Source organism: Shewanella sairae, from assembly GCF_023283535.1.
Lineage (GTDB): Bacteria > Pseudomonadota > Gammaproteobacteria > Enterobacterales > Shewanellaceae > Shewanella > Shewanella sairae.
This window is the reverse complement of record NZ_JAKILT010000001.1, coordinates 107,874-134,637: the sequence shown is the minus strand read 5'-3', so window position 1 is coordinate 134,637 and position 26,764 is coordinate 107,874. Positions and strand designations below refer to the sequence as shown.

The 26,764-nt window shown below is 44.3% G+C and carries 14 protein-coding genes; 5 read left to right on the top strand and 9 right to left on the bottom strand.

Annotation, left to right across the window (positions count from 1 at the left end; all coding sequences use genetic code 11):
• Positions 1 to 526: 526 nt before the first annotated feature.
• Together L2748_RS00530 and L2748_RS00525 are read left to right on the top strand one after the other, a co-directional pair.
• Positions 527 to 1,060, top strand: coding sequence for a hypothetical protein (locus L2748_RS00530; RefSeq protein ID WP_220782160.1), 534 nt, complete (start codon positions 527 to 529; stop codon positions 1,058 to 1,060).
• Positions 1,061 to 1,112: 52 nt separating this feature from the next.
• Positions 1,113 to 1,802 (top strand): MOSC domain-containing protein, encoded by a 690-nt coding sequence (locus L2748_RS00525; protein WP_220782159.1) that lies wholly within the window; start codon positions 1,113 to 1,115, stop codon positions 1,800 to 1,802.
• 164 nt (positions 1,803 to 1,966) lie between these two features.
• Here L2748_RS00525 and L2748_RS00520 read toward each other — a convergent pair whose 3' ends face one another.
• The 3 genes from L2748_RS00520 to L2748_RS00510 all read right to left on the bottom strand — a co-directional run bounded on the left by L2748_RS00520 (position 1,967) and on the right by L2748_RS00510 (position 7,680).
• Positions 1,967 to 3,223, bottom strand: coding sequence for a peptidoglycan DD-metalloendopeptidase family protein (locus tag L2748_RS00520; protein WP_220782158.1), 1,257 nt, complete (start codon positions 3,221 to 3,223; stop codon positions 1,967 to 1,969).
• A 258-nt stretch (positions 3,224 to 3,481) separates the two neighbouring features.
• Positions 3,482 to 6,538: an AAA family ATPase gene (locus tag L2748_RS00515; RefSeq protein ID WP_220782157.1), complete on the bottom strand. Its 3,057-nt coding sequence runs from the start codon at positions 6,536 to 6,538 to the stop codon at positions 3,482 to 3,484.
• Positions 6,535 to 7,680 (bottom strand): exonuclease SbcCD subunit D, encoded by a 1,146-nt coding sequence (locus L2748_RS00510; RefSeq protein WP_220782156.1) that lies wholly within the window; start codon positions 7,678 to 7,680, stop codon positions 6,535 to 6,537. Before L2748_RS00510 ends, L2748_RS00515 begins: the two co-directional genes overlap by 4 nt.
• Positions 7,681 to 8,029: 349 nt before the next feature.
• Between L2748_RS00510 and L2748_RS00505 the strand changes: the two genes are divergently transcribed.
• A complete protein-coding gene (locus L2748_RS00505; protein ID WP_220782155.1) occupies positions 8,030 to 9,283 on the top strand; it encodes a valine--pyruvate transaminase in 1,254 nt (417 codons plus the stop codon).
• A 382-nt stretch (positions 9,284 to 9,665) separates the two neighbouring features.
• Positions 9,666 to 14,435 carry an SslE/AcfD family lipoprotein zinc metalloprotease gene (locus L2748_RS00500; RefSeq protein WP_246616202.1) on the top strand — a complete coding sequence of 1,590 codons (4,770 nt, stop codon included), beginning with the start codon at positions 9,666 to 9,668 and terminating at the stop codon, positions 14,433 to 14,435.
• Between the two features lie 98 nt (positions 14,436 to 14,533).
• Here the strand turns inward: L2748_RS00500 and L2748_RS00495 are convergent, their stop codons facing one another.
• From L2748_RS00495 to L2748_RS00485, 3 genes are all read right to left on the bottom strand, one after another.
• Positions 14,534 to 16,033 carry a GGDEF domain-containing protein gene (locus tag L2748_RS00495; protein ID WP_220782154.1) on the bottom strand — a complete coding sequence of 500 codons (1,500 nt, stop codon included), beginning with the start codon at positions 16,031 to 16,033 and terminating at the stop codon, positions 14,534 to 14,536.
• Between the two features lie 2 nt (positions 16,034 to 16,035).
• Positions 16,036 to 17,037, bottom strand: coding sequence for a BMP family ABC transporter substrate-binding protein (locus L2748_RS00490; protein ID WP_220782153.1), 1,002 nt, complete (start codon positions 17,035 to 17,037; stop codon positions 16,036 to 16,038).
• 197 nt (positions 17,038 to 17,234) lie between these two features.
• Complete coding sequence (locus tag L2748_RS00485) at positions 17,235 to 18,956, bottom strand: phospho-sugar mutase (RefSeq protein WP_220782152.1); 1,722 nt, start codon at positions 18,954 to 18,956, stop codon at positions 17,235 to 17,237.
• Between the two features lie 340 nt (positions 18,957 to 19,296).
• On the opposite strand from L2748_RS00485, the gene L2748_RS00480 reads away from it, so the two are divergent.
• The gene (locus L2748_RS00480; protein ID WP_220782151.1) at positions 19,297 to 20,142 is read left to right on the top strand and encodes a pseudouridine synthase family protein; all 846 of its coding nucleotides are present in this window, start codon (positions 19,297 to 19,299) and stop codon (positions 20,140 to 20,142) included.
• 69 nt (positions 20,143 to 20,211) lie between these two features.
• Here the strand turns inward: L2748_RS00480 and L2748_RS00475 are convergent, their stop codons facing one another.
• From L2748_RS00475 to L2748_RS00465, 3 genes are all read right to left on the bottom strand, one after another.
• The gene (locus tag L2748_RS00475; RefSeq protein WP_220782150.1) at positions 20,212 to 20,886 is read right to left on the bottom strand and encodes a glutathione S-transferase; all 675 of its coding nucleotides are present in this window, start codon (positions 20,884 to 20,886) and stop codon (positions 20,212 to 20,214) included.
• Positions 20,887 to 21,132: 246 nt separating this feature from the next.
• The gene (locus tag L2748_RS00470) at positions 21,133 to 23,799 is read right to left on the bottom strand and encodes a TonB-dependent receptor plug domain-containing protein (RefSeq protein WP_220782149.1); all 2,667 of its coding nucleotides are present in this window, start codon (positions 23,797 to 23,799) and stop codon (positions 21,133 to 21,135) included.
• 118 nt (positions 23,800 to 23,917) lie between these two features.
• Complete coding sequence (locus L2748_RS00465; protein WP_220782148.1) at positions 23,918 to 26,737, bottom strand: hypothetical protein; 2,820 nt, start codon at positions 26,735 to 26,737, stop codon at positions 23,918 to 23,920.
• Positions 26,738 to 26,764 lie beyond the last annotated feature (27 nt).

Here is a 26,764-nt window from a genome sequence, read left to right as displayed (position 1 = left end):
CTGTGAGCTTCCGTTTCAGGGTGAGATATCTAAAAAAATACTCTTCGAACGAGAGACATGGATGCCGAACTGGCTATTTAACAGGGAGGTTATTGGAAACCGCAGAGCGGCCAAGGACGGCTTTACAGCGACCCACAGAAGTAGTGACATGTGAGTAACTAACGACTCAAGTTGCATCTTAATAACCAAGATTTTCTTTTCAAAACCGAGTTAGGGAACAAAACTAGCACTGCAATAAACAAGCAGTCATTATTCATCCCCGTCTACAATATTTTCAACTTGGGTCGGTGACCCGGCTGCAGGTTAAATCAATATGGGTAATATTGAGGGAATAGTCACTCTTAAAAGTTATCAAATGCAGTACGATATCGATGGCGAATACTTAAAGACTGAGCAGACTCAATAATCTGACAAATAACGATAATGTAAGCTAACGAAACCACAACCAACTTCTAGCTGATGATAAGCTAAGCGGTTTAAGCTTATGATCACTTCCCTACTAAAACTATTCAATCAGAGTTGTAATATGCACGATATTCAAGCGTTAAGTGAACTTTATGAAAAGCAGGTAAGCCGATTAATTGAAGAAAATATCGAAGGCTTAACATTCTACGTTAAGCAAGAAGCCTTCTCACACATGACTATCTCTGCAGCCTTTTGGCATGGCGATTTATACTGGAATATTTGGAATAAAGACGGCAGCAAGTTTGAGCCACACCCGAGACACTCACATGATGAGTTTATTGTTGAGGACGTGTATTTTGATGACGATGAAGCAACGCTAAAGCTGCGAGCAGTTTATGCCAAATGGAATGAGGTCACTGCAAACGATGATGGTGATGAAGACGATGAGGGTGAACATTTATTCTCACGGCTGATCAGACAGTCACATCAGGCATTAGCTACTGCATTTCATAGCGATACTGTTACGCAGCAGCTAATGAGCATATTAGTGCAAAATCCACACTTTGAAGCGGCGCAGTTTAACCAAGTCGTCCGAGTTGAAGATCCAGATGGTCAATTTGAATTCAACTTTTTGGATGTTACCAATAAAGAATAACAGATAAAAATAACACCAGCTTACGCTGCTCGTCCCCCAATTAGGAACTCCAATGCAAAAATTAGGCACCGTAAATTCTGTTCTCGCCGGTAAAACGGTGGCATTTGCTCACGGCGCGCAAAGTGCGATTAATAAACAGGTTTTAGCCGAGCGTCAGTACGCAACAATGCTCGGCTTTAGCAACGACGAGCAAGGCGATCCGCGCTTTCATGGCGGCATTGAAAAAGCCCTGCATATTTATCCAAGCGAGCACTACCCTGTATGGCAACAAGAGCTCGGCGACAAAGCTATCTTTGAAGCAGCTGGCGCCTTTGGTGAAAACCTTAGTTCAACAGGTGTAACCGAAGCAAATATTTGCCTTAAAGACAAAATACGCATTGGCTCAACAATATTAGAGGTCTCTCAAGGCCGCATGCCATGCTGGAAACTAAATGTACGATTCGAGCAAAATGATATGGCGCAAAGACTACAAGATACCTTAAGAACCGGATGGTATTTTAAGGTGCTACAAGAGGGTGAGATTGGCTCCGGAGATGACATAACCTTATGTGAAAGGCCTTACCCTGACTGGTCATTGGCACGGATCATGGGTGCAGTGTTTAGCGGTAGCTTAGATGCACAAGAGCTCAGAAAACTGTCTGAACTGCCGTTAGTTGAATCTTGGAAGGCCCTGGTCAAACGTCGACTAGAAACCGGGAAAGTTGAAGATTGGCACATGCGATTGGTCGGCCCCACAGCCTAGTAGTAGCCCTTGGTAAACCTTGGGAGATACTTAAAAGTTAATCCTTCAAAAACCCTAAACAAAAGCCATCAATGAATGATGGCTTTTTGCTTTATTAAATCAATTTTTTAAAACTGCCTAAACCCGCTAAATACGCCTCGGCAACCGACGCGAGATCAACGAGTTTAGGCTATTCCCATCATCATTTTTCTGACTTTCACTATCTGGCTAAACTCGCTCATCTGTTTTGAAGATAGCTTACTTGCCATTGGGATTTTGGCTTTCATAGAGTCAACTGGACGGCCATTAATATGGAATTCATAATGTAAGTGTGGGCCAGTCACTCGACCGGTATTACCTGATAAACCAATAACTTGACCACGAGATACTCGCTGCCCTTTGTGTACAAGGAACTTAGATAAATGTAAGTAACGGGTGCGGTACTTATTACCATGGTCAATAACGATGTACTTGCCGGCAAATCGGTGATTGGTCACCAAAGACACAATACCATCGCCCGGTGCCACAATTTTTGTGCCAATAGGAATAGCAAAATCAGTACCGTTATGCGGTGATGTTCTCCCTGTCACTGGGTGGTGACGGTGAGGATTAAAACGCGAACTAATACGGTAGTTTTTAGCTAAAGGAATACGCTGAAACGCTCTTGCTAAACTCTGACCTTGTTCATCATAAAAGTTACCATCGGAATGTTGGTAAGCATTGATGCTACTTGAGCCGCGATCGATAGTCACCCCAAGCACATGGCTGTTACCCGTTGCTTCACCATCAATATACTGATCGTTCATCAGTACTGAAAATTTATCGCCTGCACGTAGATCACGGGCAAAGTTAAGCTTCTCTTTTAATAACGACTCAACACGCTGGATCTCACCAGCATTAAGCCCCATTTTTTGCGCTGATAAATAGAAAGAACCGTGGATCTGCCCCGATACTGCGCGGTCACGCCAAATCCCTTCAATATTGATTTCGTCAACATTAAACGAGCCATCATCAAAACGGCTGAAAATAACTTGTCTAGACGCGTCAAAATAAAGGCTAAGCTTTTGCAGCTCACCGGCATCATTTAACCAAAACTGGATGTTATTGCCCGGTTTTAGCGTATCAAGTGCCAGTACGTTTAAGTCAGCTTCTAACACCTTATACATGGTTTGCTGATCAACACCGCCTTGCTCGAATAAGCCGCTTAACGTATCGCCTTTAACGATTTGCTTTTGAAAATCGGCAGCGGGTTCGAGTAATTCTGTAGTCGGAATCGCGATGTTTTGGGAAAGAATGGCGTCAATGTCAAGCTGAACCGGGATCCGCTGTGGTATTAACTCATGGCGGCTTGGCATTAATATCGCACAACCAATAATAAGCACTGAACCGAGCAGTACCTTGCGATGCAAAGAAGGTAAGCCTGCCAAACGATTTTTAGACATATTTGAAAAAGAAAATTTACTTGCGCGCAACCTATGCCTCAACTTTCGTTATTATGATTATCTATTTGACTGAAAAACCCCGCCAAAACGAGGTTTGATGCCAAGTTATATCAAAAATAACCCAATATACAAACTGATCTGCGGCACAAAATAAGCAGATAGTCGTAAATAAAAAGTCGTTTTAATGGCTAATCCCCTTGTATCGACTCGCTTAATTAGCCAATACATTCGCCTTAGCCATTATCAACAATAGGTAACTTACGGCAGCGTTATACTGATTTCGCTGCCATTAGCGGTTTTATTAATGTCGATGCGGGTGCCGATCTGCTCTTTCATCTCAGACACATGGGAGATGACACCAATCATGCGGCCAGAAGATTGCAAGTCCATCAAGGTTCTTACCGCTAAATCTAGCGAGTCTTGATCAAGACTACCAAAGCCTTCATCGATAAATAGCGTATCAAGCTTAATGCCACCCGCATAAGCCTGCACCACATCGGATAAACCCAGCGCCATCGACAGCGCCGCCATAAAGCTTTCGCCACCACTAAGCGTTGCTACCGGGCGCACCTTGGAAGTGTAAGCATCTTCAACTTCTAACTCTAAGCCAGAAGCCTTATTGCCCTTCGCGCGTTCTTCTTTGCGCAGCAATCGATAGCGACCTTTACTCATTAACTGTAAACGGTGACTCGCTTCAAGTAACACATCATCAAGCAGCACACTGAGCACGAAGCGCTGTAGGCTGATTTTGTTACCCGTTTGCCCATTGGCAACATCAGATAATGTGCCGATAACGGCGTATTCATCTTCAAGCTTTTTAGCTTTTGCGTCAGCTTCTTTTAGCAGCTTTTGGGTTTGAGTTAGCTGCGTCACACGCCCTTGTATTGTTTGCCATTGATTATCTGCTGCCTGTTGCTGGCTCTGGATATTGTTAAGTTCGCTCTCTAGCCCAGCTAACTCAGGTTTAACTTGTTCGGCTAATTTTTCATTTAGCGCAGTTAATCGGGTGTCATTTGCGGTGCACGCTTGCTGATAATGACTTATTTCATCAGTTATCGCTTTAAGCTCGTCTTGAGATAACAAAGCTTGAGTCAGTGCCTGTTGGTCGCTAAAGCCCGCGCTTAGCAACTGTTGAGTTAATTCTGTTAAGGCTGCATCGCTGTGGGCAGTTGCTTGAGTCAAACTCGTTTCAGTTGCCGTCAAAGCTGAGGTATTAGCAGCATCTAACTCTGCCGCTTGGCTATGATGTTGACGGGTCGAATTAATCGTACTTTGCAAAGCTGCTATTTGCGCATTAACTTGCCCTATCGCGCCATTTAACGCGTCCACGCTGCGATATTGCTCAGGGATTGCCGCGAGTGCATGTTTAAGTTGACCTTGCAGATCAGCCAGTTTGCTTTGTTGCTCAGAAAAATGCTCTCGCTCTGTTTCAAGCTGCGTTTGCAGCGCCCTTTCTTTGGTTTGCCATTCTTGCAGCTGGCCTCTAATTTGGGTTAATTGCTTAGCGGCATCATTCGTTTGCTGCAATTGTTGTTGCAGCAGTTGCAATTGTGATTGCAGGTTATCAAGCGATTGTTGACTGGCCTCGCCAATTTTTTGCAATAACTCAGCGGTACGCTTTAACTGTTCTTGATATTTAGTATTCAGGCTTGAGTATTCCGCCCTCGCTTGATTAAGCGCCTCGTTTGCCAACTCTTCAGCGTGCTGCGCCTGTTGCAGCTGCTCTTCTGTTGGCAGCGTTTCGGCGCTTTGCGCGGGATTAGGATGCTCTCCACTACCACATACTGGACAGGGCGAACCAGGGCTTAATTGCAAGGCTAGACTCGCCGCTTGGCCGCGGTGCCAAACTAGCTGTAACTGCCTATGCTGAGTTTGCGCCTCGGTAAACTGATTACGTAGCTGACCGCCCTTCTCTTTTGCCTGTGCTAACCCTTGCTCAGTAAGATTTGCATCAAGGCTTGCTTGTTGCCAAAGCTGATAACGTTCAATCAAGTCGGTTTGAGTGCTCAATGCTTGCTGCGCGTTGACTTGCTCTGCAGCGAGTAACTCTAATTGCGGTACTTGCAGTTCAGCTTGCTGCTTTTGTGCTTGCAATGCCTGTAACTGAGCTTTTTCGTTAATGCCTTTTTGTTTGGCTTGCTCTAACTGCACACTGGCTTGATTAACCTGATGCTGCAGCGCATCTAAGCCTTGTAATTGCGGCAATAATTGATTGAGTTGCTGCAATTCATTTTGAGCACTTTGCAGCTTTTGCTCTTGTTCAGGCAAGGCATCGACTTGTGCTTGGCTCTTGGCTAGCGCCTGTATGCTTTGTGCTTTCGCCGCCTGTGCCTTAACGCAGGCGCTTTGTGCTTGTGCAACTTCTGCGCTGCGGGCAAGCGACACGTCTAACACAGGTTTGAGTTGCAGCGCCTGTTGACCACTTGCAAGCTTTGCTTGCTGCTGCGTGATGATTGGTTTTTTATCATCAAGTAATACGGCGGTTTGCTTAAGCGTATCGAGGGCTGCAAAGTCGCTATTGAGTAACTTAGCTGACTCAAACTGTTTATTCGCCTCAATTAGCGCCTGCTGACTTTGCTGCTTTAGTACCGCGGCATCGTTAAGCTTTGGTTCTAGCTCGGTAAGCTCTTGCGCAAGTTGTTCATCAGATCCAAGACCTATGTTAGCGAGCATGCCGTCACGCTTATTACGGTGGTCGCGCACCTCAGCTTTAATCGCCGATGCTTGAAACTTGAGTTTATCTTCAATTTTGCGATAAATTTGCGTCTGAAACAGCTGGCTAAAGATCTTTTCTCTGTCTTTAGAGTCTGCCATTAATAGCTCGCGGAATTTGCCTTGTGGCAACACCATCACTTGACGGAACTGATCGGCATCTAAACCGGTTAATGTTTCAATTTCAGCCGTCGCTTCTGAAACTTTACTGGCCACCAGCAGATGTTCTGTGCCATCGCTATCAATGAAATATAACTGGGCTTCTGGTTTTTGCACCGTGTAGCCATCACCACTTTTTTTCGCGCGCTGCTGCTCAGGGACGCGGCGAATACGATACTGTTTATCGCCGAGAGCAAAGCTAAAGGTAACTTCTGTTAATAAGCTGTCAGGCGCTAAGTCGCAGCGCATCTGGCTGCCCTCACGCTCATCGCCTGTGGTTTTACCATACAGTGCAAAACAGATGGCATCTAACAGGCTGGTTTTACCCGCGCCTGTTGGGCCATTGATTAAAAATAGTGGATTAGAGCCCAGCGCCGTAAAGTCGGTAACTTGGGTTGAAGCAAATGGGCCAAAAGCACACATCTCAAGCGTTAATGGTCTCATGCTGTGCGCTCCACTTTATGTAACTCTTCTATCGCAGCAGTCATTGCTTGTTGCTGCTCATCTGTCATCGGCTCACCTGAGACTTGAGCGAAAAAATCGCTGAACATATCAAGCTCACCCTTTTTAATATGATCGCGGCTCAGCTCAACTTTGGTGTTGTCGCTCATCAGTCCAGTGCGCTCTAAATGCAAGACATTAGGATATACATCCCTGAGTTTACCCATAGCATCTAAAATGGCGTTTTTATCGGTCAGTCTAACCATCAAATAGTCTTGATTGTGAGCATCGGTTTTACCCTGCTCTAACAGCTCTGCCATTAACCCCTCGATAATGCGCACATCGCGCATAGCGGTTAACGGTAATAGTTCAAAACTGGCTGCGCCATCTTCAGCGATGTCAACTAAAGTGACCGACTTATTTTGGTGTTGCTCACTAAAGGAGTATTTGAGCATTGAGCCGCTGTAACGCACATGCTCTGCGCCCTTATATTGCGGCCCATGTAAATGCCCGAGTGCGGTGTAATTAAAAGGCGTGAATAACGTCGGCGAGATCTTATCTGCGCCGCCAATACTCAATGGCCTTTCAGATTCAGACTCACTACCACCATCGAGGAAACAATGGCTCACCACAATTTTGGGCAAACCATGGCTATCGTGCTCATGCACTTGCTCTAGCAACTTCGCCATCGCCTCTTCATGGGTACTCACTTCACAGTCAAAGACATGGCGCACAGTCGCAGGGTCGGCATAAGGCAAACCGTAAAATACAGCATTACCTTGTTTACCTTGTAGCTCAATGGTTCTGACGTCTTTACTCAATGGTCCAATAATATGCAGACCACTGTCATTCATCTGCCTTGCAGCAAAGCCTAGGCGCTCATGACCATCATGATTCCCCGCAATCATAATCAGCGGAATGTTTAACTCATTGACCAAGCGATTCACCACATCATCCAATAACGCGACTGCATTAGCGGGCGGAATTGAGCGGTCATATATATCACCGGCAACCACCACGGCATCAACATCATGCTGGCTTGCAAGTTCAACGATTTGATCTAAAACAAAGCGCTGATCATCAAGCAAGCTTTGATTATGCAGCTGCCTGCCAATATGCCAGTCAGAGGTATGGATAAATTTCATGTTGTCTCGTTTTACAATGGGGGGATACGGCGACGCGCCAGTTAAGGGTTAGCGCGCTAACTTTCCGTTTTAACTGTTCATTTTAATAAGCTAGATAGTAAGAAAACTCAGCCTATTACACAATAGGTCATTCAGCGCGAGTAAATCGACTGCATTATCCATCAGCAATCAAGCCCGCGCTCAACTGCACACAGTTGATTAAAACTGAGCAATTGAACAAAAATTTTACGATTTATTCAGTAAACCATGATGAATGCCAAATTAGTCACTAAAAACTGAAAAAATGAGTGCACTTTATTCTGAGTCTTGTTACTACAAGCATACTTAGGCAATAGTGGTAAAAGATGGCATGCAGTTTTCAAAGTTTGGTGAAAAATTTAATCGTTACTCCGGCATTACCCAATTAATGGACGATCTTAATGACGGCTTAAACACACCTGGCGCGATCATGCTCGGGGGAGGCAACCCAGCAAACATTCCAGCAATGCAAGATTATTTTAACCAAGCTGCGGCAGATATGCTGGCTAAGGGCGAGTTAGTTGCCGCCCTCAGTAACTATGATGGTCCTCAAGGTAAAGACAGTTTTTTAAGCGCCTTAGCTAATTTACTCAAACAAACCTATGGCTGGGATATTAGCGAAAAGAACATCAGTTTAACCAACGGCAGCCAAAGCGCCTTTTTTTATCTGTTTAACTTATTAGCCGGTAAACAAACTGATGGCAGCCACAAGAAAATACTACTGCCATTAGCCCCTGAGTATATTGGTTATAACGATGCAGGTTTAGATGATGATATTTTTGTCTCTTATCGTCCTGAAATCGAGATGCTCGATAATCGCATGTTTAAATACCATGTAGACTTTGACCAACTCACCATTGACGATTCAGTTGCGGCAATTTGTGTGTCTCGACCAACCAACCCAACAGGCAACGTGCTTACTGACGATGAAGTAATAAAACTGGATGAACTCGCTCGCGCCAATAATATTCCGCTGATCATTGATAACGCTTATGGCACGCCGTTTCCTAATATCATTTTTGAAGACGTCACGCCATTTTGGAACAGCAATACCATCTTGTGTATGAGCCTGTCGAAACTTGGTTTGCCTGGCGTGCGCACTGGCATTGTGATTGCCAGTGAAGAAATCACCGCTGCGCTATCTAACCTCAATGCGATTATCAGTTTAGCTCCAGGCGGCTTTGGCCCTGCGATTGCTAAACACATGATTGATTCTGGTGATCTACTTAAATTAAGCGAAACCGTCATTAAGCCGTTTTACCAGCAAAAATCGGCCTTTGCGGTTGAGCTGTTACAGCAATCGATTAGTGATAACCGCTTTAGAATTCATAAACCAGAAGGCGCCATGTTCCTTTGGCTTTGGTTTGATGAATTACCGATTACTACCATGGAGCTGTATCAGCGCTTAAAAGAGCGCGGGGTATTAATTGTGCCTGGTGAGTATTTCTTCTTTGGACTCGAAGATGATTGGGAACATGCGTGTCAATGTTTGCGCATGAACTATGTGCAAGATGAAGCAAAAATGCGTGCCGGTATTGCAATTATTAGTGAAGAGGTCGCTAACGCTTATTCGACGCAATCATAGTTCAACTCGCCCGTTTTTATAGACCCGTCTTTAGGGCTATTCCCTCGCAGAAACGCATCATTCTATTGCTCTTAAGGCTAAAAAAGAGCAATAGAATCCCCCAAAAAAACAATATAGATTTAACCTTTACTATTAATCACTTAACAAAATAAAAATTATATTTTTTAAGTGTTTATTGAGATAATACCCTGCCTATTTTTCTGGATATCCACTAAAAAACTAAATTTTGAAACTTTCCTGTCGTCTTTATATTAAATCTGCTCCCCTTTTTATTAACGCTAACGTACCGCTGTTTACACTCGCTCAAAGCCCTCTTCTCTAAACGCTATTAAAAGATAGCGTTTAGAGAAAGCAACTTTGCTTTTAGCGATGAGAAAAATGAATGAAAAAACTTATACTTGCTGTAGTGATAAGCAACCTTATGATCGGCTGTTCATCTGACGATAATTCCAATGAACCTTCAGTTCCTGGCGAACCGAGTATTCCTAGCATTCCGTTAGAGCCGTCTATTCCGGTTGACCCTAGCATTCCAAGCATTCCGTTAGAGCCATCTATTCCGGTCGACCCTAGCATTCCAAGCATTCCGTTAGAGCCGTCTATTCCGGTTGACCCTAGCATTCCAAGCATTCCGTTAGAGCCGTCTATTCCGGTTGACCCTAGCATTCCAAGTATTCCGTTAGAGCCGTCTATTCCGGTCGACCCTAGCATTCCAAGTATTCCACTGGAACCCTCGACGCCGTTATTTGACATTATCGATGACCAACTCTGTGAAAATACCTTTACCAGCACACTATCGACTGATGACCACTTTTTCTGCAGCGCAGAGTCTAAAGTTCTAATTAACAGTCAGCTTAAAGAGAATATCTTCCCAAGTGCTGATGCCTGTGAAGCCGCATTAACCAGCTTAACCGCGGCTAAAACAACCTACACCAATAAGCAATGCTTTGCGGGCCAAGTTGAAGTCATTCCGCCAACTGAAATCCTTCCTGCTAAAAAGACCTACCAAGGCAGCCTGCTATTAAATGGTAAAGCGTTATCAGGGCAAATTACTTGTAATGATCAAGAGCTCGGTGCAACAGGTCAGTTTACGTTTAAAGACGGTGATAATGTTAGCTGTTACTTTGGTTCGTTAGAATTGCTAAACAAAGATATCCCCTTGCCCGAAGGCTGGACACGCGACACACATAATGCCATGGCATTAGACATGAAAAATGATTGGCAACATGAGATCAGTGTTGTAGATGGCGCTAGAGTGATGACAAAAGTCAGTACTTGCCCTGCGTTAACTGATGAGATTTGTCTGGATGAAATTGACGTCTATGACGTTGCGCCATTATTTGCAATAAATGACCCAATCACCATTGAAGCATTTGTGAATCCACCAGCGGGAGAAGAAACCGATGAAGTAGATAAAGCGCCGAGCTCCCATGTTGATAACACCCTTACACCTGAAATCTCAGTTGGGGCTAAGCCAGACATTAACGCAGGTTTCGTCTCTGCCTCTGCAGAAGATGCTTATACCTATAAGCCAAGTCAGGACAGTTTAGTTGACACTCAAAGTATTTTAGCTGATGCCAATGGTAAGCCAATTGCTGGCATAAACTATTACACTAAGTCATCTCGCGGGATCACCGACTCAAGCGGTCTAATCTCTTATGTATGGGGCGAAACGATTACATTTGGCTTAGATACCTTTACCTTTGGCTCTGTTAAAGGTAACCAAGTTGAATATCAGCTGTCTGACGTTTCTGAAAACGAAATCGTTAAACAAAACATTAATACATTGATTAATCGCTATGCGAATAACAGCAGTGATTCAGTCACTTTCAGCGACAATGTACACAGTGTTTTTGCGCAATACCCGAACGTAATTAACGAAATTATTAATATCAATTTACCTAACGGTGCACAAATTGAAGATACGCAATTTAGCGTACCGAACGAGTTTAACGCTCAATTTGATAACGGTTTAGCGCAAATTATTGATGCTGAATTAAACCAAAATCCGGCTGGATTACGTGAGCTAGCTGCGCCTTTATTGCAAAAAGGTCAATATGTTACCAATACATTAACTCAGCTCTATAGCGGTGTTGATCAGTTCCATGTGTTTCACGATAACTCAGCTTTTTATGGTGAGGTAGGTTATACCCGCTTTATGCGCTCAATGAACACAGCCAACACAGCATTCCCGGTGCTAATGCCGCGTAACGATGTGAACTACTGGCTGCCATTTGGTGCTGAGCAGGCTTATCGTCGTGATGACGGTTTCCCCTATGTGACTGATGCAAAGATAATCGATGTTAATTCAGATGTTGCGCTTAAACGTCCTGAAATAGTGGGCAAAGACACCGCCACATACAATTTGCCCGTCGTCACTGCCGGTGAGATTGGTCAAGGCAAGGTTGTGTTTATGGGGAACAGCATGTACCCCAATATTTTGAGTCATCCGACCAATTACTGGGCCGGCGGCGAAGATGCAGGTAAAGACAACGGCAGTATGCCTCGCTTCTTTAGCAACATGTTCACTTGGTTCGTACCTGAACATGATAATGGTAAAACCAGCATTAATGTTGGTACCAACATTAGTAAAGTATGGAAATCACAAGTCAATTCAAACCAGCAGTATGAGTTTACTATTGATCCTTCATATAAACTGAATAGTGAAGTATTCACCACTGGTGGATATGGTGGACTAAGCCCTTCAACGACACCTTTACTGATTCTTCAAGCTTATGAAACAGGCCTATTTGGCGATGGCATGAGCGTAAAGGTACTTGCTGATGTAACTAATCCATTACTTTCCGCTACTGACATAACCGATTTAATTCAATATGTTAATGCTGGCGGCAATATCTTATTCATGGATGCTATCGAGCAATTAAACCCTGAACCTATTGCGCGTTTAGCCGATGCTGCGGGGATCTCTTTAGGCGGTGCTAACTTAGCCCGTACAAAGCAGGGCTATTGTGGCGAGAGTTATTACTGTGAGTCACGCGCGCCGAACCCACGCGGTAGCTTAACCGACACACTCGTGACCTATGAAAAGTTCGATGATATGTCTAAATTTGTCATCAACCAAGATGGTACGGTCACTTTTCCATCGCCAATAGACAAGCCTAGTTTTGGGGTAGCCCAATACAAAACGCTAGATGACCAAGGTATTGAACATAATAACTATGCCTTTATCAGCGCTAAAACAGAGGTTGAACGACTAGCAGCAGTAGCTAAAATCAAGGCTGAGTTCCCTGATGTGCAAGAGTGCACTGATTCGAGTTATGACTATGAAATTGGCTGTATCGAAACTCGTAAAGGCCATGGTTTTAGTACTGGGTATAGATATTACCGCCCTAGATTTACCCGTTATGAAATCAGCCCAGATGTGATTTCTACTATGGTCAAAGCGGCAAACCTTGGCGCCAACGTAGAAAAGTTATACCAACACGAAATTTACTATCGCAGTAAAGGCGTAGAAGGTGCACGTTTATCACTTAACGAGTTAAACCAAACCTATGACAACTTATCTATCTGGCTGTGGAATGACGAGCAGTACACCTATAAACCTGGCGTACAAGATGAACTTGGGTTTAAACAAGCCACTGAGTTTTTAAACTGTTATACCTCTGATGCACATCAACCAGACAATGCTTGTGCTGCAGAGACTTTTGCAAAAATGCAAAGTTATAACATGTTGACTGCAACCGGTGAACTTAATCCTAGCTACCCACTTAACTACCAAGAAAAGCCACTTACGCGGATAATGCTGGGTCGCTCATATTGGGATAATGATATTAGCGTCGATACCAGCATCTACCCAGGTAATACTGCAGATACCGGCAGCACAGCTGAAGTGCAGATTGAAACCTTCAACAATGCTGTCGTTGGCACAGCTAACAACATGCAATCAACGGGTCTTTGGGCCGTTAAGCGCAATGTAGTAACAGTTAGTGGTAATCACGATGCAACCATTACTGTGGCACTGGTAGATGATGTTACCGGTAAGCACCAGCATGAACTCGCATTAAAGCGCCCTTCTCGCGTACAAAAATCTTGGAGCCATAAAGCAGGTGCTACCACTGAGATTGTTGCACCTTATGGTGGTCTGATTTATATCAAGCCAGCTAAAACACTCGAAGCCAACAGCGTTGAGTTTAGTTTTACGGGTGTACTCAAAGCATCACTTTGGAAAGGCGGTCAGTGGGTAAACCAAGTGAATAGCGAAGTACCACTGGCTGAAGTGGTAACAGGTCAGTTTGTTTATACGACCCCAGTTAACAACGTCATTAACACTGACATCGAGATATTCAGTGAAGGCATGAATGACTTTGCAGAAAAAGCCAGTGACTTCCACGCTCGCGATAACTCTGAAGGTAATATGCGCTTTACTGGTGAGCTATTACCTGAGCATAGCCATCGCTTTGTCAATGACGCGCAAATATCAATTGGTGCAGCCCACTCTGGTTACCCAGTGATGAGCACAACCTACAGTCGCAGCCGCAACACCATTCCAACCAATCCGGTCAATGACTGGTTGTTATGGCATGAAGTGGGCCATAACCTCGCAGCCGCACCGTTCAATGTCAAAGGCGCTACCGAAGTTGCTAACAATATTCTTGCACTTTATATGCAAGAGCAGCGCGATAACGGCATGGGCGAAATGGATCGCGTTAAAACTGATATCCAAAAAGCGCCAATGTTGATTAGTCGTGATGATGGTCATGTTTGGAGTCACGGCGATGCAGGGTCACGTTTGGTGATGTTCGCACAGTTAAAGATTTGGGCAGAAGATCATTTCAAAGTGGCTGACCACTTTGCCGCTGACGCTATCCCGTCTTACTATGGCGATGATGAAGGCTGGAACATGATTAAGATGATGCACCGCGAAGCACGTAACATCGATAATCCATCTTGTTCTGCGCAAAACTCAGCAAGATTGAGCCAAGGCGACTTACTGATGGCATGTGCATCTTCAGTGTCGCGCTACGACCTAACCAGTTTCTTTGAATCTTGGAACCCTAGTGAAGTATCTGTAGTCACAGCTGACGGCACCCGCGACTACGAGGGGGGTATTACCGCGAGCGGCGTTGCGTATGTGCAGTCGCTAGAACTTGCCATTCCAGAAATCAAACCAGAAACAATTGACTCTCTGAAATAGTCATTAACCCAAAAGCCCCTTTACTAATATAAAGGGGCTTTCTTTTTACATACCTATCCTTACAACTCTAAAACTTCATAACTAGCAAATATCGCCAGTTACGCCGCACACAAGTCATTGGAAAACACCGGTGGCAACCGATTAGTTTTAGCATGATACATCGCAATATCAGCATCATGAAAGACTTCGCTAACTGAAACCCCATTCCGCTCATCATGACAACTAATGCCAATACTCGATGAAACTAACAGCTTTTCGTCATTAAATGGGATGGAAGCCTCAACCTGCTGAACTATGCTCTGTGCAATTTGACCTAATTGAACTTCTGAATGCTCGCCAATTAGACTGATAATAAATTCATCGCCGCCTAAACGATACACGCGGGCAAATGCTGGAATATTGTCGGTTATGCGCAGAGCCGTCACTTTTAATACTTCATCACCCGCTATATGACCATGAGTATCGTTAATACTTTTAAAGCCATTTAAATCTAACATCATTAAAGCAAACTGCGGATGCTCCTTATTTTCAACTTGCTGTACAAACTGGTTAAAACTAACACGGTTAGGGATCCCCGTTAACGCATCTGTCTGTAACTGCATCACAACAGACTCTCTCGCTTCAATCAGTTCACTAATATCCATTGCGGAGCATTCAATTTCATCTTGTATTCGCTCTGAATGGTTAACCTGGAAGTGTTTTGATAAACCTTTAACGCTAATAGTATACTCAAAGCTATGACTGCTTTTGCGCTCCAGCAACATAGAGACAAAACGCTGTAAGCGATCGGCATGATGGATATTAACCACCGAAATATCACTGACTAACTTGGTAAAAGTTTGATTTGCTCTGACGATTTTACAGGTTTTCACATCGACAACGAATAAACACACTTGGGTCAAGTTATATGTTCGCGAGTAGTTTTCCTCACTCTTTCTCAATTGATTTATAGACTCAAGTAAACGCACACGCATCATTTCTAATGATGAAAAAATAGCATGAATTTCAATAAAGTCATGGTGATTTGGCGGAGGCGATTTAAAATCACCACTGGCGACTAGCGCTGTAAAATTATGCACATCTTTAAAGGGTTTTTTCAATATAGCCAAAATTTTATGACTAAATAAGAATGAGATAAAACTCACCAGCAATACAAAAAATATGATCTTAGGTAAAACAGAATAAATGATGTGCGAACTAAACGCTTCTTTATCTTTATAGATAACTAATTGCCCTAACTCATTGCCTTGACGGTCAATGATAGGATAAGCAAGCGGCGTTAAATTTTTTGACTGAGTATCAAAGTTAATCACCTCTGCAAACTTCATCGCATACAAACTAGACTCAAGCTTTACCGAGCGAATATAGTCTAAACGGGAAAAGTCATTAACCACTAACTCAGCTAAGGCAAGATCAAACTCCGTCAAGGATTTCTCAGCATTAATTAATTGCTGCAAAAGTACTTTATCGTATAAATTTGTCCATTGTTGTTGCTCTGCGATATAGCTTCTAGCAACACTAAATCCGCCGATAATCAACAATGGCACCAGAGTTAACACGATATAAAGCATGATTACATGAGAAGAAAGTCTTTTCATTCTCATACCTTACAATGGGTAAGAATTTCACGAGAAATAGTATTGTTCTTTCCCTTTAATCGAGTAACCAGCTCGTTAATTTTTTCTCGATCGCTAGCAGTTAACTCAGAATTTTGAGGATTAGCTGTAATTTCAATTATCCCTTGCTTAATACCAAAGTGCTTTTCTGTGCTATTCCATATGCCATTTTTTAACAACATCAAAGCAGCAAAAATAGCCTTATCAGAGCGTTTTTCAAACGAGGCAAGCAATGTCTCTGGGTAATCTGCATTACTATTACTATCAATACCAAAACTATAGTAATGAGGACCGGCCTTTTTCATGGTGTCCATAGCCGCTTTACTGGCCATACCGCTAACCGGAAAAATAACATCCACTCCTTCGTTAATCATCTCTTCAGACAATGATTGAGCAGACTCTAAATCATCCCATGAGAACGTACCCTTATTAATATAGCGGCTGACCAAGGTGATATCAGCATTCGCTTGTTGTAAACCCAACTCATAGCCACAACGAAAATTATTAATAACGGGAATATCGATCCCGCCAATAAATCCTACTCTATTGGTTTTAGTTTTTAAGCCTGCGATAAATCCAATGACATAAGCGCCCTCAGCATGATTAAACGTAAGGGCTAAAATATTCGGCACATCATAAGCAACATCTAAAGAAATAAACTTTGTAGCAGGATAAGCTTTGGCAATATTGGCAAAAAGCGGTAATGAATTAGAATCTTGTACTATGATTGGACTAAAACCTTCCTTGGCGCTGTTTTCAAGCTCTTTTAGGTAAAGCTCATCACCTCGGGGCAAACGTTTTTGCACAACGGGAATTGAAGTCACATTTTCAAACTCTATGACTCCCTTTTCCACCATTTGCAGAAATGAACCTTCAGCAACCTCTCCTTGGAATAACACTAAGGGTCTAATCTCTTCCTTTGCCGCAAACACATCGGAAGAGCAGGTTACGATCCAAAGTACTATTCCTATCCATACCCTAATCATAAATATTCTTGCTCTTATTATTAATATCCACTTCCCATCAAAAGCGAATCATTATTCAACTTTCAATGCAGATTTCGTGAACCATAATAACAAAAATAACTTAAATAAAATATTTGGTTAACGTAATTTTACCGCTCATCCCTATATTCCATAAAAGCGTGATCCACCGCTTACCTCAATGGACAAAATGACGCATTTTATTTTGGTAAATCAGCCTGATGAGCGCTGATAAATCGCGCCATCTCGCTTTGGGCTCGTTGCTGAGCACTTGCTAAACTATCTTGGTCAGTCATTAATTCAACCACTTCGTAATAGCATTTAATTTTTGGCTCAGTACCTGATGGTCTAACAATCACTCGAGCGCCATTTTGCAAACGATAAATCAATACATCACTTGCAGGCAGCGCTATCTCCTCGCTGGAACCATCGGCAAACAGACGCTTGCCAATACTGATATCATCGGTCGAGACAACATCATGTCCGGCAATTTTTACAGGCGGGTTTTGGCGTAAATAAGCACCTATATTCGGCGTTGTTGGTTTTAACGCTATGCTAACCTGATCATTGAGATGGAAGCCATGCTCGCGATAAATGGCTTCTAGACGGTCCCAAATAGTTTGCCCTTTGCTGGCAAGCTCTGCGGTTAATTGAGCAAAAGCCACTAAAGCCGATAAGCCATCTTTGTCCCACACCATTGAGCCCACTGTGTAGCCTAAGGCTTCTTCATAGGCAAATAAGAAACGATTGTCATCCGTTTCTTCGCTCATACCGACATTTGTCAGCCATTTAAAGCCTGTGAGTGTAGTGCGGCAATTTGCCTGTAAACTATGAGCCACTTTTGATAATAAGCTCGACGAGACAATGGTGGTGCAGGTTAGGCGTTCGTTTTCATTAGCGTGCGTCAGCAAATAATGACCAAAAAGCACACCGACCTGATCACCCGTTAACATTTGGTATTCGCCAGAATCGTTACGCCCTGCAACGGCAAAACGGTCTGCATCAGGGTCATTGGCACAAGCCAGCATTGCCCCGTGCTTTTTCGCTTCTTCAATCACCATATCCATGGCGCCCTTCTCTTCTGGATTAGGGAAATTAACCGTCGGGAAGTCGCCATCTGGCTGCGCTTGCTCCGCAACCGAGTAAACCTTAGTAAAGCCAGCATCTTTTAGCACATTGAGTGCCATCTCATTACCCACACCGTGCATTGCGGTATAAGTTAAACTTACCGAGTCTGGTTGGGTGTGATTTTGCAATACCCCCGCTTGTTTAACGCCTTGGCGATACGCTTGATAAAATTCATCTTCAAGCATCACCAACAGATTTGCCGCTTGTGCTTTATCTGCTTCTAGCAAGGTCAGCGCTTCTGTCGCGGCTTTATCTATACAAGCGGCAATACCACTATCATGAGGCGGAATAATCTGCGCGCCATTGCCCCAATAAACTTTGTAACCGTTATATTGCGGCGGGTTATGGCTCGCGGTCACCACAATGCCAGCTGCAGCGCCTAAATGTAATACGCCAAAGGCCACCAGCGGCGTAGCTGCAACATTAGCGGTAAGATAAACCTTTATGCCCATTGCAGTTAATACTCCTGCTGCGTCCTGAGCAAACTGTTTTGAGTCATGACGACCGTCATAACCGATAATGACGCCACGGGTCGCCACATCACTGATTTGCCCCTTCAAATAAGCGCCAAGACCTGCAGATGTTTGCTGCACCACTAAACGGTTCATACGTGTAGGACCCGCCCCAACTACACCACGTAACCCTGCGGTACCGAATGCGAGCCTACCAGCAAAACGCGCTTCCAGCTCTGTAATATCATTTGAATCAACTAATTGTTGCAGTTCTTGCTGCATCCGCGGATCAGGGTCATGCTCAATCCAATTTTTTACTCTCAATGCCAACTGCGTGCTCATAACTCACTCCATTTGCTATTTCATCGAAAATGCCAAAGCTTAACTCAACCTAAATCACGCGAACGTATTCGCAAGTACCATATTCGCTGAGTAGTTAGCGGCATTACCGCAACCTTAATTAACTAAACACTAAGCCTAGCAGCTACCTAGAACAAGACAATTTGCATTAAATTTTCATCATCACGACTTGTTAGCCTTTGATTTTACCCAAACGATGCACAGCAATAAGCGTGTTTAACCAGCGAGAGATAACTTAGCCACTTCAGAGGTAAGCAAATTCATAGATAATCATGTAAAATCGAGCTATAGCTTACCTAACACCTTGTAGTCATAGTCAAACATGAACCCGTTGAAAATAGAAACCCATATCAAAGTCGAGTCGAACGAAGTCGATGCTGCGACTCTACTTGCCAACCAAACCGGTTTATCCAAGCAAGTGATTAAGCAGGCCATGCAAAAAGGCGCGGTTTGGCATAGTCATGGTAAGCAAACTAATCGTTTACGCCGAGCTAAAAAACCATTAAAGGTTGGTGATGAACTGCACCTCTATTACAACCAAGCCGTGCTAGATGAAGTCGTTACTGCGCCAGAGCTGCTATTTGACCAAGGCCAATACAGTATTTGGTATAAGCCGTTTGGTGTACGTTGCCAAGGCTCAAAATGGAGCGACCATACGACCATCAATCGCTTTGCAGAAACTCAACTTGAGCCTGCACGCAGTGCTTATATCATTCATCGTCTTGATTTAGCTGCAACCGGACTTATCGTGCTCGGGCACAGTAAAAAAGTGACTGCAGCCATTGCCCACTTATTTGAAACTCGCGCGCTGGATAAATTTTACCAGGTCATTGTTGAGGGGAAGTTTCCTGACGGCAATATCACCATTAATAGTGATGTCGACAATAAGTCTGCGTTATCCCACGCTCATGTACTCGAGTACAACAGTGAGCTAAATCAGTCGAAAGTTCAGGTGAAAATTGAGTCTGGACGTAAACACCAAATACGTATCCATATGGCAAGTTTAGGTCACCCTGTTGTCGGTGATAGACAGCATGGTAATGGCAGCGACAATACGCCTAACCTGCAGCTAACCTCATGCCACTTGAGTTTTATCTGCCCACTAAGTGGTGAGCACAAGGTATTTGAACTGCCGCAAAGCTATCGCCCTGAGTTTCAACTCAAGTAACTTACTATCGCTATTAGCGGTGTCACTTAAAAGCTCACATCGTTTTGTGGGCTTTTTTTGTTGTCTTTTTTAGGCTGTATTAAATAACGTCTCATTTTCACCCTCTTTCCATACCGGGTATTGCGTCATGACTTTACTAAACATAACACTTTGCAAATAGCCATCTAACCAGCGCCGAACCTCAGGATAAGGCGACTGCAGATACCATTGCCGCTCTACTCGAGCAAATTGGCGAATAAAAGGCATAATCGCAAGATCTGCAAGGCATGCCTGCTCACCAAATAACAAGTCGTGCTGAGTTAAACGCGATTCTAGCTTTTGCAAATAAATTTCACACTCAGTGCGATGCTGCAATAACTTAGGATCTCGATAGCGTTTAGCGCTGCGATAATGCTCTAAGCGGGGGATAAACTCGCTGTCAAACTGAGTCATTAATTGCTGCAATGTAGCCGCTTCATTTTGCTTGCCATTAGCAAGAGGCTGATGGAGTAGATAGTTGTTGGGATCGCTTTGCGTAAACGCCCACTGCATAATATCTCGGCTTTGCTCTAACACCTCGCCATTTTGGAGCACCAATACAGGCACCGTTCCCTTAGGCGATGCTGTTAGCATTTGCGCGGGCTTTTGGCTCAATAACACTTCGCGCAAACAAACCGTTTGCTCAGATGCAAATATCGCCAACCTTGCGCGCATAGCATAGGGGCAATTTCTAAGTGAATACAGCACTGGTAATGGCTTTTTCATGCAAAGACTCGAGTTATTTTGCCAAGGTTCCCAAATAAAGCGCGCTTTATTCAGAGATTTATTTATCTATGATAATCATACGGCTACCGCGTGTGATTTTAAATAAAAAACATGAAAGGTTATGAAAGTAAAAAGGCCACTTTTTTGTCCAGAAAAAGTGGCCTTAGGTACCGAAAACGAAAAGGATTATAAACGTTTACGGCGTTTGCTAGCGGAATACTCTCTCACTAGTGCTTGTGGTGCTTTTTAATACTGATAGCTAATATCGAGCGTATATTCAGTGCCCGGCTCTTTTGCGTAGACCCTAATGCCCTGTTGCTCATATTCCGTCTCTGAATCCAGTAAGTTTTTCGCTTTTAACTTAATCGCTAAACTTTCAAGCGGGAAGAAACTATAGGTAAAATCAAGACTCTGGAAAGGTTGCTCATACACATCATCTAAGCCGCCACGACCACCATAAGCGATGCGATCGCCAAACACGTTATACACTAAGGTGGCACTGTGCTGTTCATCCGGTGAATCAAAACTTAGCTGTAAGTTAGTTACCCATTCAGAGTGCCCCGTCATCCGGCGGCTATTATTGGTTGGGTCAATTTCACCATTTGGCGAAATTTCAATTTCTGAGTCACTTAAAGTCAAATTCCCTGTGACAAAGAAGTGGCTCCAAACACTGTCATCACCGCCAATAATACTCAATGACTGCAAGAACTCTGTTTCAATACCGTAGATATAGCCTGAATCAGCATTGTAAAACTTAAGCTGACGCCCAGCTTCTGAGATCCGTTGGATAGGTTCGATAGGTGCTTCAATATCTTTATAGAAGCCCCCTACACTTAAGTTGTTGCCGCTATCGCCATACCATTCCCAGCGCAGATCTAGGTTATAGATATCTGAGCTTTCGAGTTCAGGATTACCGAAAAAGTCAAAACCAGTCACAGGGTCTTGAAAACGTACCGGCGAGACTTCGCGCAGATCGGGACGTACAATGGTTTTACTTAATCCCATACGCCACTGCGTCGTGTCGCTGTCTTTCCACGTTAATGACATCGATGGGAACCAGCCATCTTCAGCAATAACGTAATCCGTTAACTCATAACGCCCCCCTTCATCCGAGATCTCCCCTTGTGGGTCAATTGGCAAAGTGACTCGACGAAAATCTTCGTAACGTATTCCGGCATAAAAACGCCATACATCGTCAAAATCCGCATCCATACTGACAAATGCTGCGTCTAGCTTTTCCGCTGCCACGTAATCTTCAGTGTCGGTAGAAGCATCTTTAAGCTCAAAGCCTAAAGTGTCATTAGCGATATTGTCATCGCTGAAAATGTCAGCAAACTCTTGCGATAAAATATCGCCATTAGGATCAGTAGGGCTTAAGTCCACATCCAAGCCTAAACGCGTCGCGTTACTTTCTCGAGTGCGCTCAAAGTACTGATAGCCCCCTTTTAAGGTCAATATGGTGTCACCAATCTCAAACGGCATCGATAGATCCCAACCATAGTTAGTGGTGTCATCTTCTAACTGGCTGTAGACATATTTAGGCGCATCTTGCGTATTAAGGTTTCTAGCGCTAAATTGCTGTGCATCATCAACAATGACATTGTATGTGTAAGATAACTCATTAGGCGCATAGCGCTCTGAGCGAGCATCTGAGTACATCCAATTGGCTTCTAAGTCCCACAACATCTCAAAGAAATGTTGGCCTTTAATTTGGTTGCTTATCAGGGTGCGCTCTTCATAATCAATGTTATAAACCTGCAGCGCATTAGGCTCGCCTAAGGTATCGATGGTTTCTTCCATCGCAACTGACACATCATCCGAGGTATCTCTTAGGTAAGTGCTGAAGGTCTCTATCTTGTGGTCCACATTGAACTCAAAGCCCATATTCAGCATGCCAGAAAGCTGCACTATCGAGTCGGTACCTACAATGTTTTTCTGATTTTCGATTTGTGCTTGGCTTGCGTCACCATCTAGCTCCACATCAAGCTTGGTGTAGTTTTCCGCTTGCTCTTTATACGATGCTGCGGCCATAAAACCAAAAATCGATTCTTCACCAATGTCCCAATTATTGCCCACTGCAATATTGCCACGAAGCCCAGGGTCGGTGCTTTCTTGGCGCACTGTCATATCGCGATTAATATCCAGGCCAAGCTGGCGGTTCATAGCCTGCGCTGACTGAAAGTCGATTTGACCGTTTGAGCCTGTAACAATGTCAATTGGGCTAATACCACCAAACTGAGCAACCGTTTGATTAATACTTGCAGGCATGGCACGGGTGCCATCATCTTTGCCCAGCCAATCATCGTCCCCACCTTGGTAAGTGTAGGTATCTTGACTGTCGTTAGTATTAAACCGTGTGCCAACTGACGCCTTAAAATAAAAATCTGCTGGAATAGATTTAGTCCGGATATCAACATGTCCACCACCAAATGCCGCGGGCATTTCTGCAGTACTCGACTTTTGCACTGACAATGATTCAATGACTGATGCAGGGAACATATCTAGCGGAACAACGTTACGTGTTGGATCGGGTGATGGCACTACCGCACCGTTTAATGAGGTGCTGGAGTAACGCTCGCCAAGCCCTCGTACATAAATAAATTTTCCATCTTTAAGCGTCAGACCCGTTACACGGCGCAGCGCCGCTGCGGCGTCACTATCACCAGTACGAGAAATTTGCTCTGAGCCCATAATATCGGCTACTGCCACTTGCTCTCGACGCTCTTCCATCGCTTCAGAAGAAGCGGTACGCAAACGTCCAGTGATCTCAATGCGCTCTATCGGAAAGTCTTCACCATTATCTAACTGTTGCTCTTGAGCAAATGTCGGTGCAGCAAAGAAGCTGGCTGCAGAAACTGCCGATGCAACAGCAAGGCTGAGCTTAGTTAAGGTAAAGTTCGGCTTGGTTTTCATACTTACTATCCTGTAGCGATTTAATGAAAGCCGCTATAACCCGGCTTTTAATGACACGATAAACATACTCATAGGCTGCCAAGCACTAAGACTTGGCAGCTTCAATTAGCTTGAGTATTTACTTTGGAGAGTGAGTCCAACCTTGACGCCAGTCGTTAGTTCCATCGAATGCACCGATATAATCGGTTGATTCGAAGAAGCTATCGCTGCTCATATCAATACCTTGCCCAAGTAGCGTGGTATCAGTCGTAGCAGGCATGCCATCAGTAATTGATACAGCAGCAGTGCTATTGCCAGCTTGACCTAGGAACCAAGTTTCAACATTAACGGCATCGGCTGTGGCAGCATTGTCAGAGCTGTACTTAAATGGCTCATTACAATCAATCACCGAATGGTTAATAGTCAGCTCGTTGTTAGTCACGTTATCGACAAGGTCAGCATAAGTGCCATCAAGCTCTAAACATTCGCCGGTTTCTGTTGTTGATGTAGACCCTTTACGACCTTGAACTAAGACGTTATTCAATGATGCAGCGGTAGCCACGCGAAGTAAGATCCCTTCACCTTTATCGCCACTGGCATTTTCAATATCAACGCCCGGTAGAATAGTCACATTTGACAGCACAGGCTTAGACACTGGCGTGTCGCCGCTGCCTTTATGGCTGTCACCTTCAATACCGCGGTTAGCGCTGCCATCTTCATGGGTGATATAGACAAACTGCGCCTTACCTTGCCAGCCGTTAGTCCAATCGAGTGAGTCATCGAAGTTTTCTGTTAGGTACACATACTTCATGTTGACTGCACCACCCCAGAACTCAACGCCATCATCGCCATTGGCGTGCACTTGAATGTGGTCAACTTGAGTGCCGCTGCCGACTGCCGCAAACGAAATACCATTCATCTCTTGGGTATCGTTAACTTTAAAGCCTGCATACTTAACCACTACGTAGCTAATTTGACCGCTGCTATCAGCGTTGTCATTACCGCCATAAGGGAAGTCACCCACTTCAAACGCCACATCACAGCTCATTGGATCATCGCACTTATTAGTTAGACCGTTACCCAGTAAAACTAAACCGCCCCATTGACCACGCGAACCTTCTGCGCCCATGATCACATCTTGCTCTGAGGTCATTTCGATAGGATGCTCGGCGCTACCTTTAGCCATAATCTTTGAGCCGCGGCTTACTGCAATATAACTGTTGTCAGTCGCAAATAACTTAGTACCAGCTTGAATAGCTAATGTTGCAGAGTCAGTATTATCACCGCCAACAACCACTGCGCCGCCATCAATCTTGTACATCACGTTTTCGCCAGCAAGCAGTGTGGTGTTGCTCGTCACATTGCCTTCTAAGGTACAAACTAAGTTGATGCTGTCATCTTTATAAACCCCAGATACAACACTTTCAGCACTTGTCCCTACTGGGCATGAGGTCAGAACAGGAAGGGCAACAGGCGTTGGCGCTGCATCACCGTGAATGGCTGTAGTCCAGCCCTCGGTCCAATCGTTAGTGCCGTCAAATGCCCCTATGTATGGCGCATCCGTTAGACGCTGATCCATATTGCTTAAGTTAGCTGCGCCACTTGTGAGTGCAACAGAGCCACTATTTGGCATATAGCCGTTAAGATCCGATGCCGCCGCTAAGTTACCGTCTTGACCTAAGAACCAAGCTTCAACATCAAGCGCCAATGAGCGTCCCTCTTCAGCATCGACCTTGGCATCTTTAAATGGCTCAACACAGTCGACCAAGCTGTTTTGCATAGTGAGTGCGCCATCTTGTGTGCTCACCACAGTGTTGTCATCGTTAATTTCTAAACACTCACCCGAGTTAACATCGCCTTTGACTAAAACGTTATAAGCGTGAGCACCCGTGCCTTTACGGAATAAAATACCTTCAGCGTCGTCACCACCACTATTTTCACCATTAGCGACTTCAATAGTTACGTTAGCAATAGCAGGTTGAGATTGTGGCGTTGCAGAGGCATCACTGCTGCTATCGGCTTCAATACCGCGGTTAGAACCGTTATCTGCTTGGCGAATATAAACGTGCTGCGCACTCCCCTGCCAGCCATTTGTCCAGTCGAGTGAGTCATCGAAGTTTTCGGTGAGTACCACATTTGAGATTGATACGTTACCGCCCCAAAATTCCACACCATCATCGTTATTAAGGTGAACTTGAATATGGTCAACGACTGTTTGGCTACCTACTGCAGCAAACGAGATCCCGTTCATTTCTTGGGTATCGTTAATTTTAAAACCACCAAATTCGACACGAACGTACTTTAATGTGCCTGAGCTATCTTCAGTGTCGTCACCGCCATAGTTGTGGCTGCCAACTTCAAATGCTGCGTCACATGCGGTTAAATCTGGACAAGTATTAACTGGTGCATTACCCAGTAACACCAAGCCGCCCCACTGCCCCGCTTCACCGGGTTGCCCAAGCGCACTTTCTTTAGAGGTGAATACAATTGGCTGCGTTTGTGAGCCTTCAGCATGAATGCTTGAATCTCGGCTAACCACTAAATAAGAGTCGCTGCCACCAATAATTTTGGTGCCTGCGCGCACTTCTAATTTAACGCTGCTTTCTTTATCTCCACCGGCGATAACGGCACCGTCCAGCTCCCAAACAACATCATTACCTAACACGATGGTGTCAGCATCTTGACCACCGGTATCACCGCTGCCTATTGTCGATGCAGATGTTGAAGGCGCTAACGACCCCTTTAATGTCCACACTTCTTTGCCATCTACAGAAAGACTTGTATTACGCTCTGCAAAACCACTATAAGCTGTAGCCTGCGCGCTTTGTGTTGGCGTCGTCGTTGGTATTTCCGTCACCACTTCTTCACTACCGGTATTAATGTTGATGTCACCGCCACAACCCGCTAATGCCATTGCAGTTGATAGTGCGCCAAGTTTAAAAATATGTTTCAAGTCCATTGTCATCTCCGAAGACGGATTAAAAGT

Bases quoted from the DNA above. Each gene is read 5' to 3' on its own strand.
- L2748_RS00530 (WP_220782160.1), top strand. From the start codon at position 527: ATGCACGATATTCAAGCGTTAAGTGAACTTTATGAAAAGCAGGTAAGC.
- L2748_RS00525 (WP_220782159.1), top strand. From the start codon at position 1,113: ATGCAAAAATTAGGCACCGTAAATTCTGTTCTCGCCGGTAAAACGGTG.
- L2748_RS00470 (WP_220782149.1), bottom strand. From the start codon at position 23,799: ATGAAAACCAAGCCGAACTTTACCTTAACTAAGCTCAGCCTTGCTGTT.
- L2748_RS00510 (WP_220782156.1), bottom strand. From the start codon at position 7,680: ATGAAATTTATCCATACCTCTGACTGGCATATTGGCAGGCAGCTGCAT.
- L2748_RS00520 (WP_220782158.1), bottom strand. From the start codon at position 3,223: ATGTCTAAAAATCGTTTGGCAGGCTTACCTTCTTTGCATCGCAAGGTA.
- L2748_RS00475 (WP_220782150.1), bottom strand. From the start codon at position 20,886: ATGAAAAAGCCATTACCAGTGCTGTATTCACTTAGAAATTGCCCCTAT.
- L2748_RS00495 (WP_220782154.1), bottom strand. From the start codon at position 16,033: ATGAAAAGACTTTCTTCTCATGTAATCATGCTTTATATCGTGTTAACT.
- L2748_RS00490 (WP_220782153.1), bottom strand. From the start codon at position 17,037: ATGATTAGGGTATGGATAGGAATAGTACTTTGGATCGTAACCTGCTCT.
- L2748_RS00500 (WP_246616202.1), top strand. From the start codon at position 9,666: ATGAAAAAACTTATACTTGCTGTAGTGATAAGCAACCTTATGATCGGC.
- L2748_RS00480 (WP_220782151.1), top strand. From the start codon at position 19,297: ATGAACCCGTTGAAAATAGAAACCCATATCAAAGTCGAGTCGAACGAA.
- L2748_RS00515 (WP_220782157.1), bottom strand. From the start codon at position 6,538: ATGAGACCATTAACGCTTGAGATGTGTGCTTTTGGCCCATTTGCTTCA.
- L2748_RS00505 (WP_220782155.1), top strand. From the start codon at position 8,030: ATGCAGTTTTCAAAGTTTGGTGAAAAATTTAATCGTTACTCCGGCATT.
- L2748_RS00485 (WP_220782152.1), bottom strand. From the start codon at position 18,956: ATGAGCACGCAGTTGGCATTGAGAGTAAAAAATTGGATTGAGCATGAC.
- L2748_RS00465 (WP_220782148.1), bottom strand. From the start codon at position 26,737: ATGGACTTGAAACATATTTTTAAACTTGGCGCACTATCAACTGCAATG.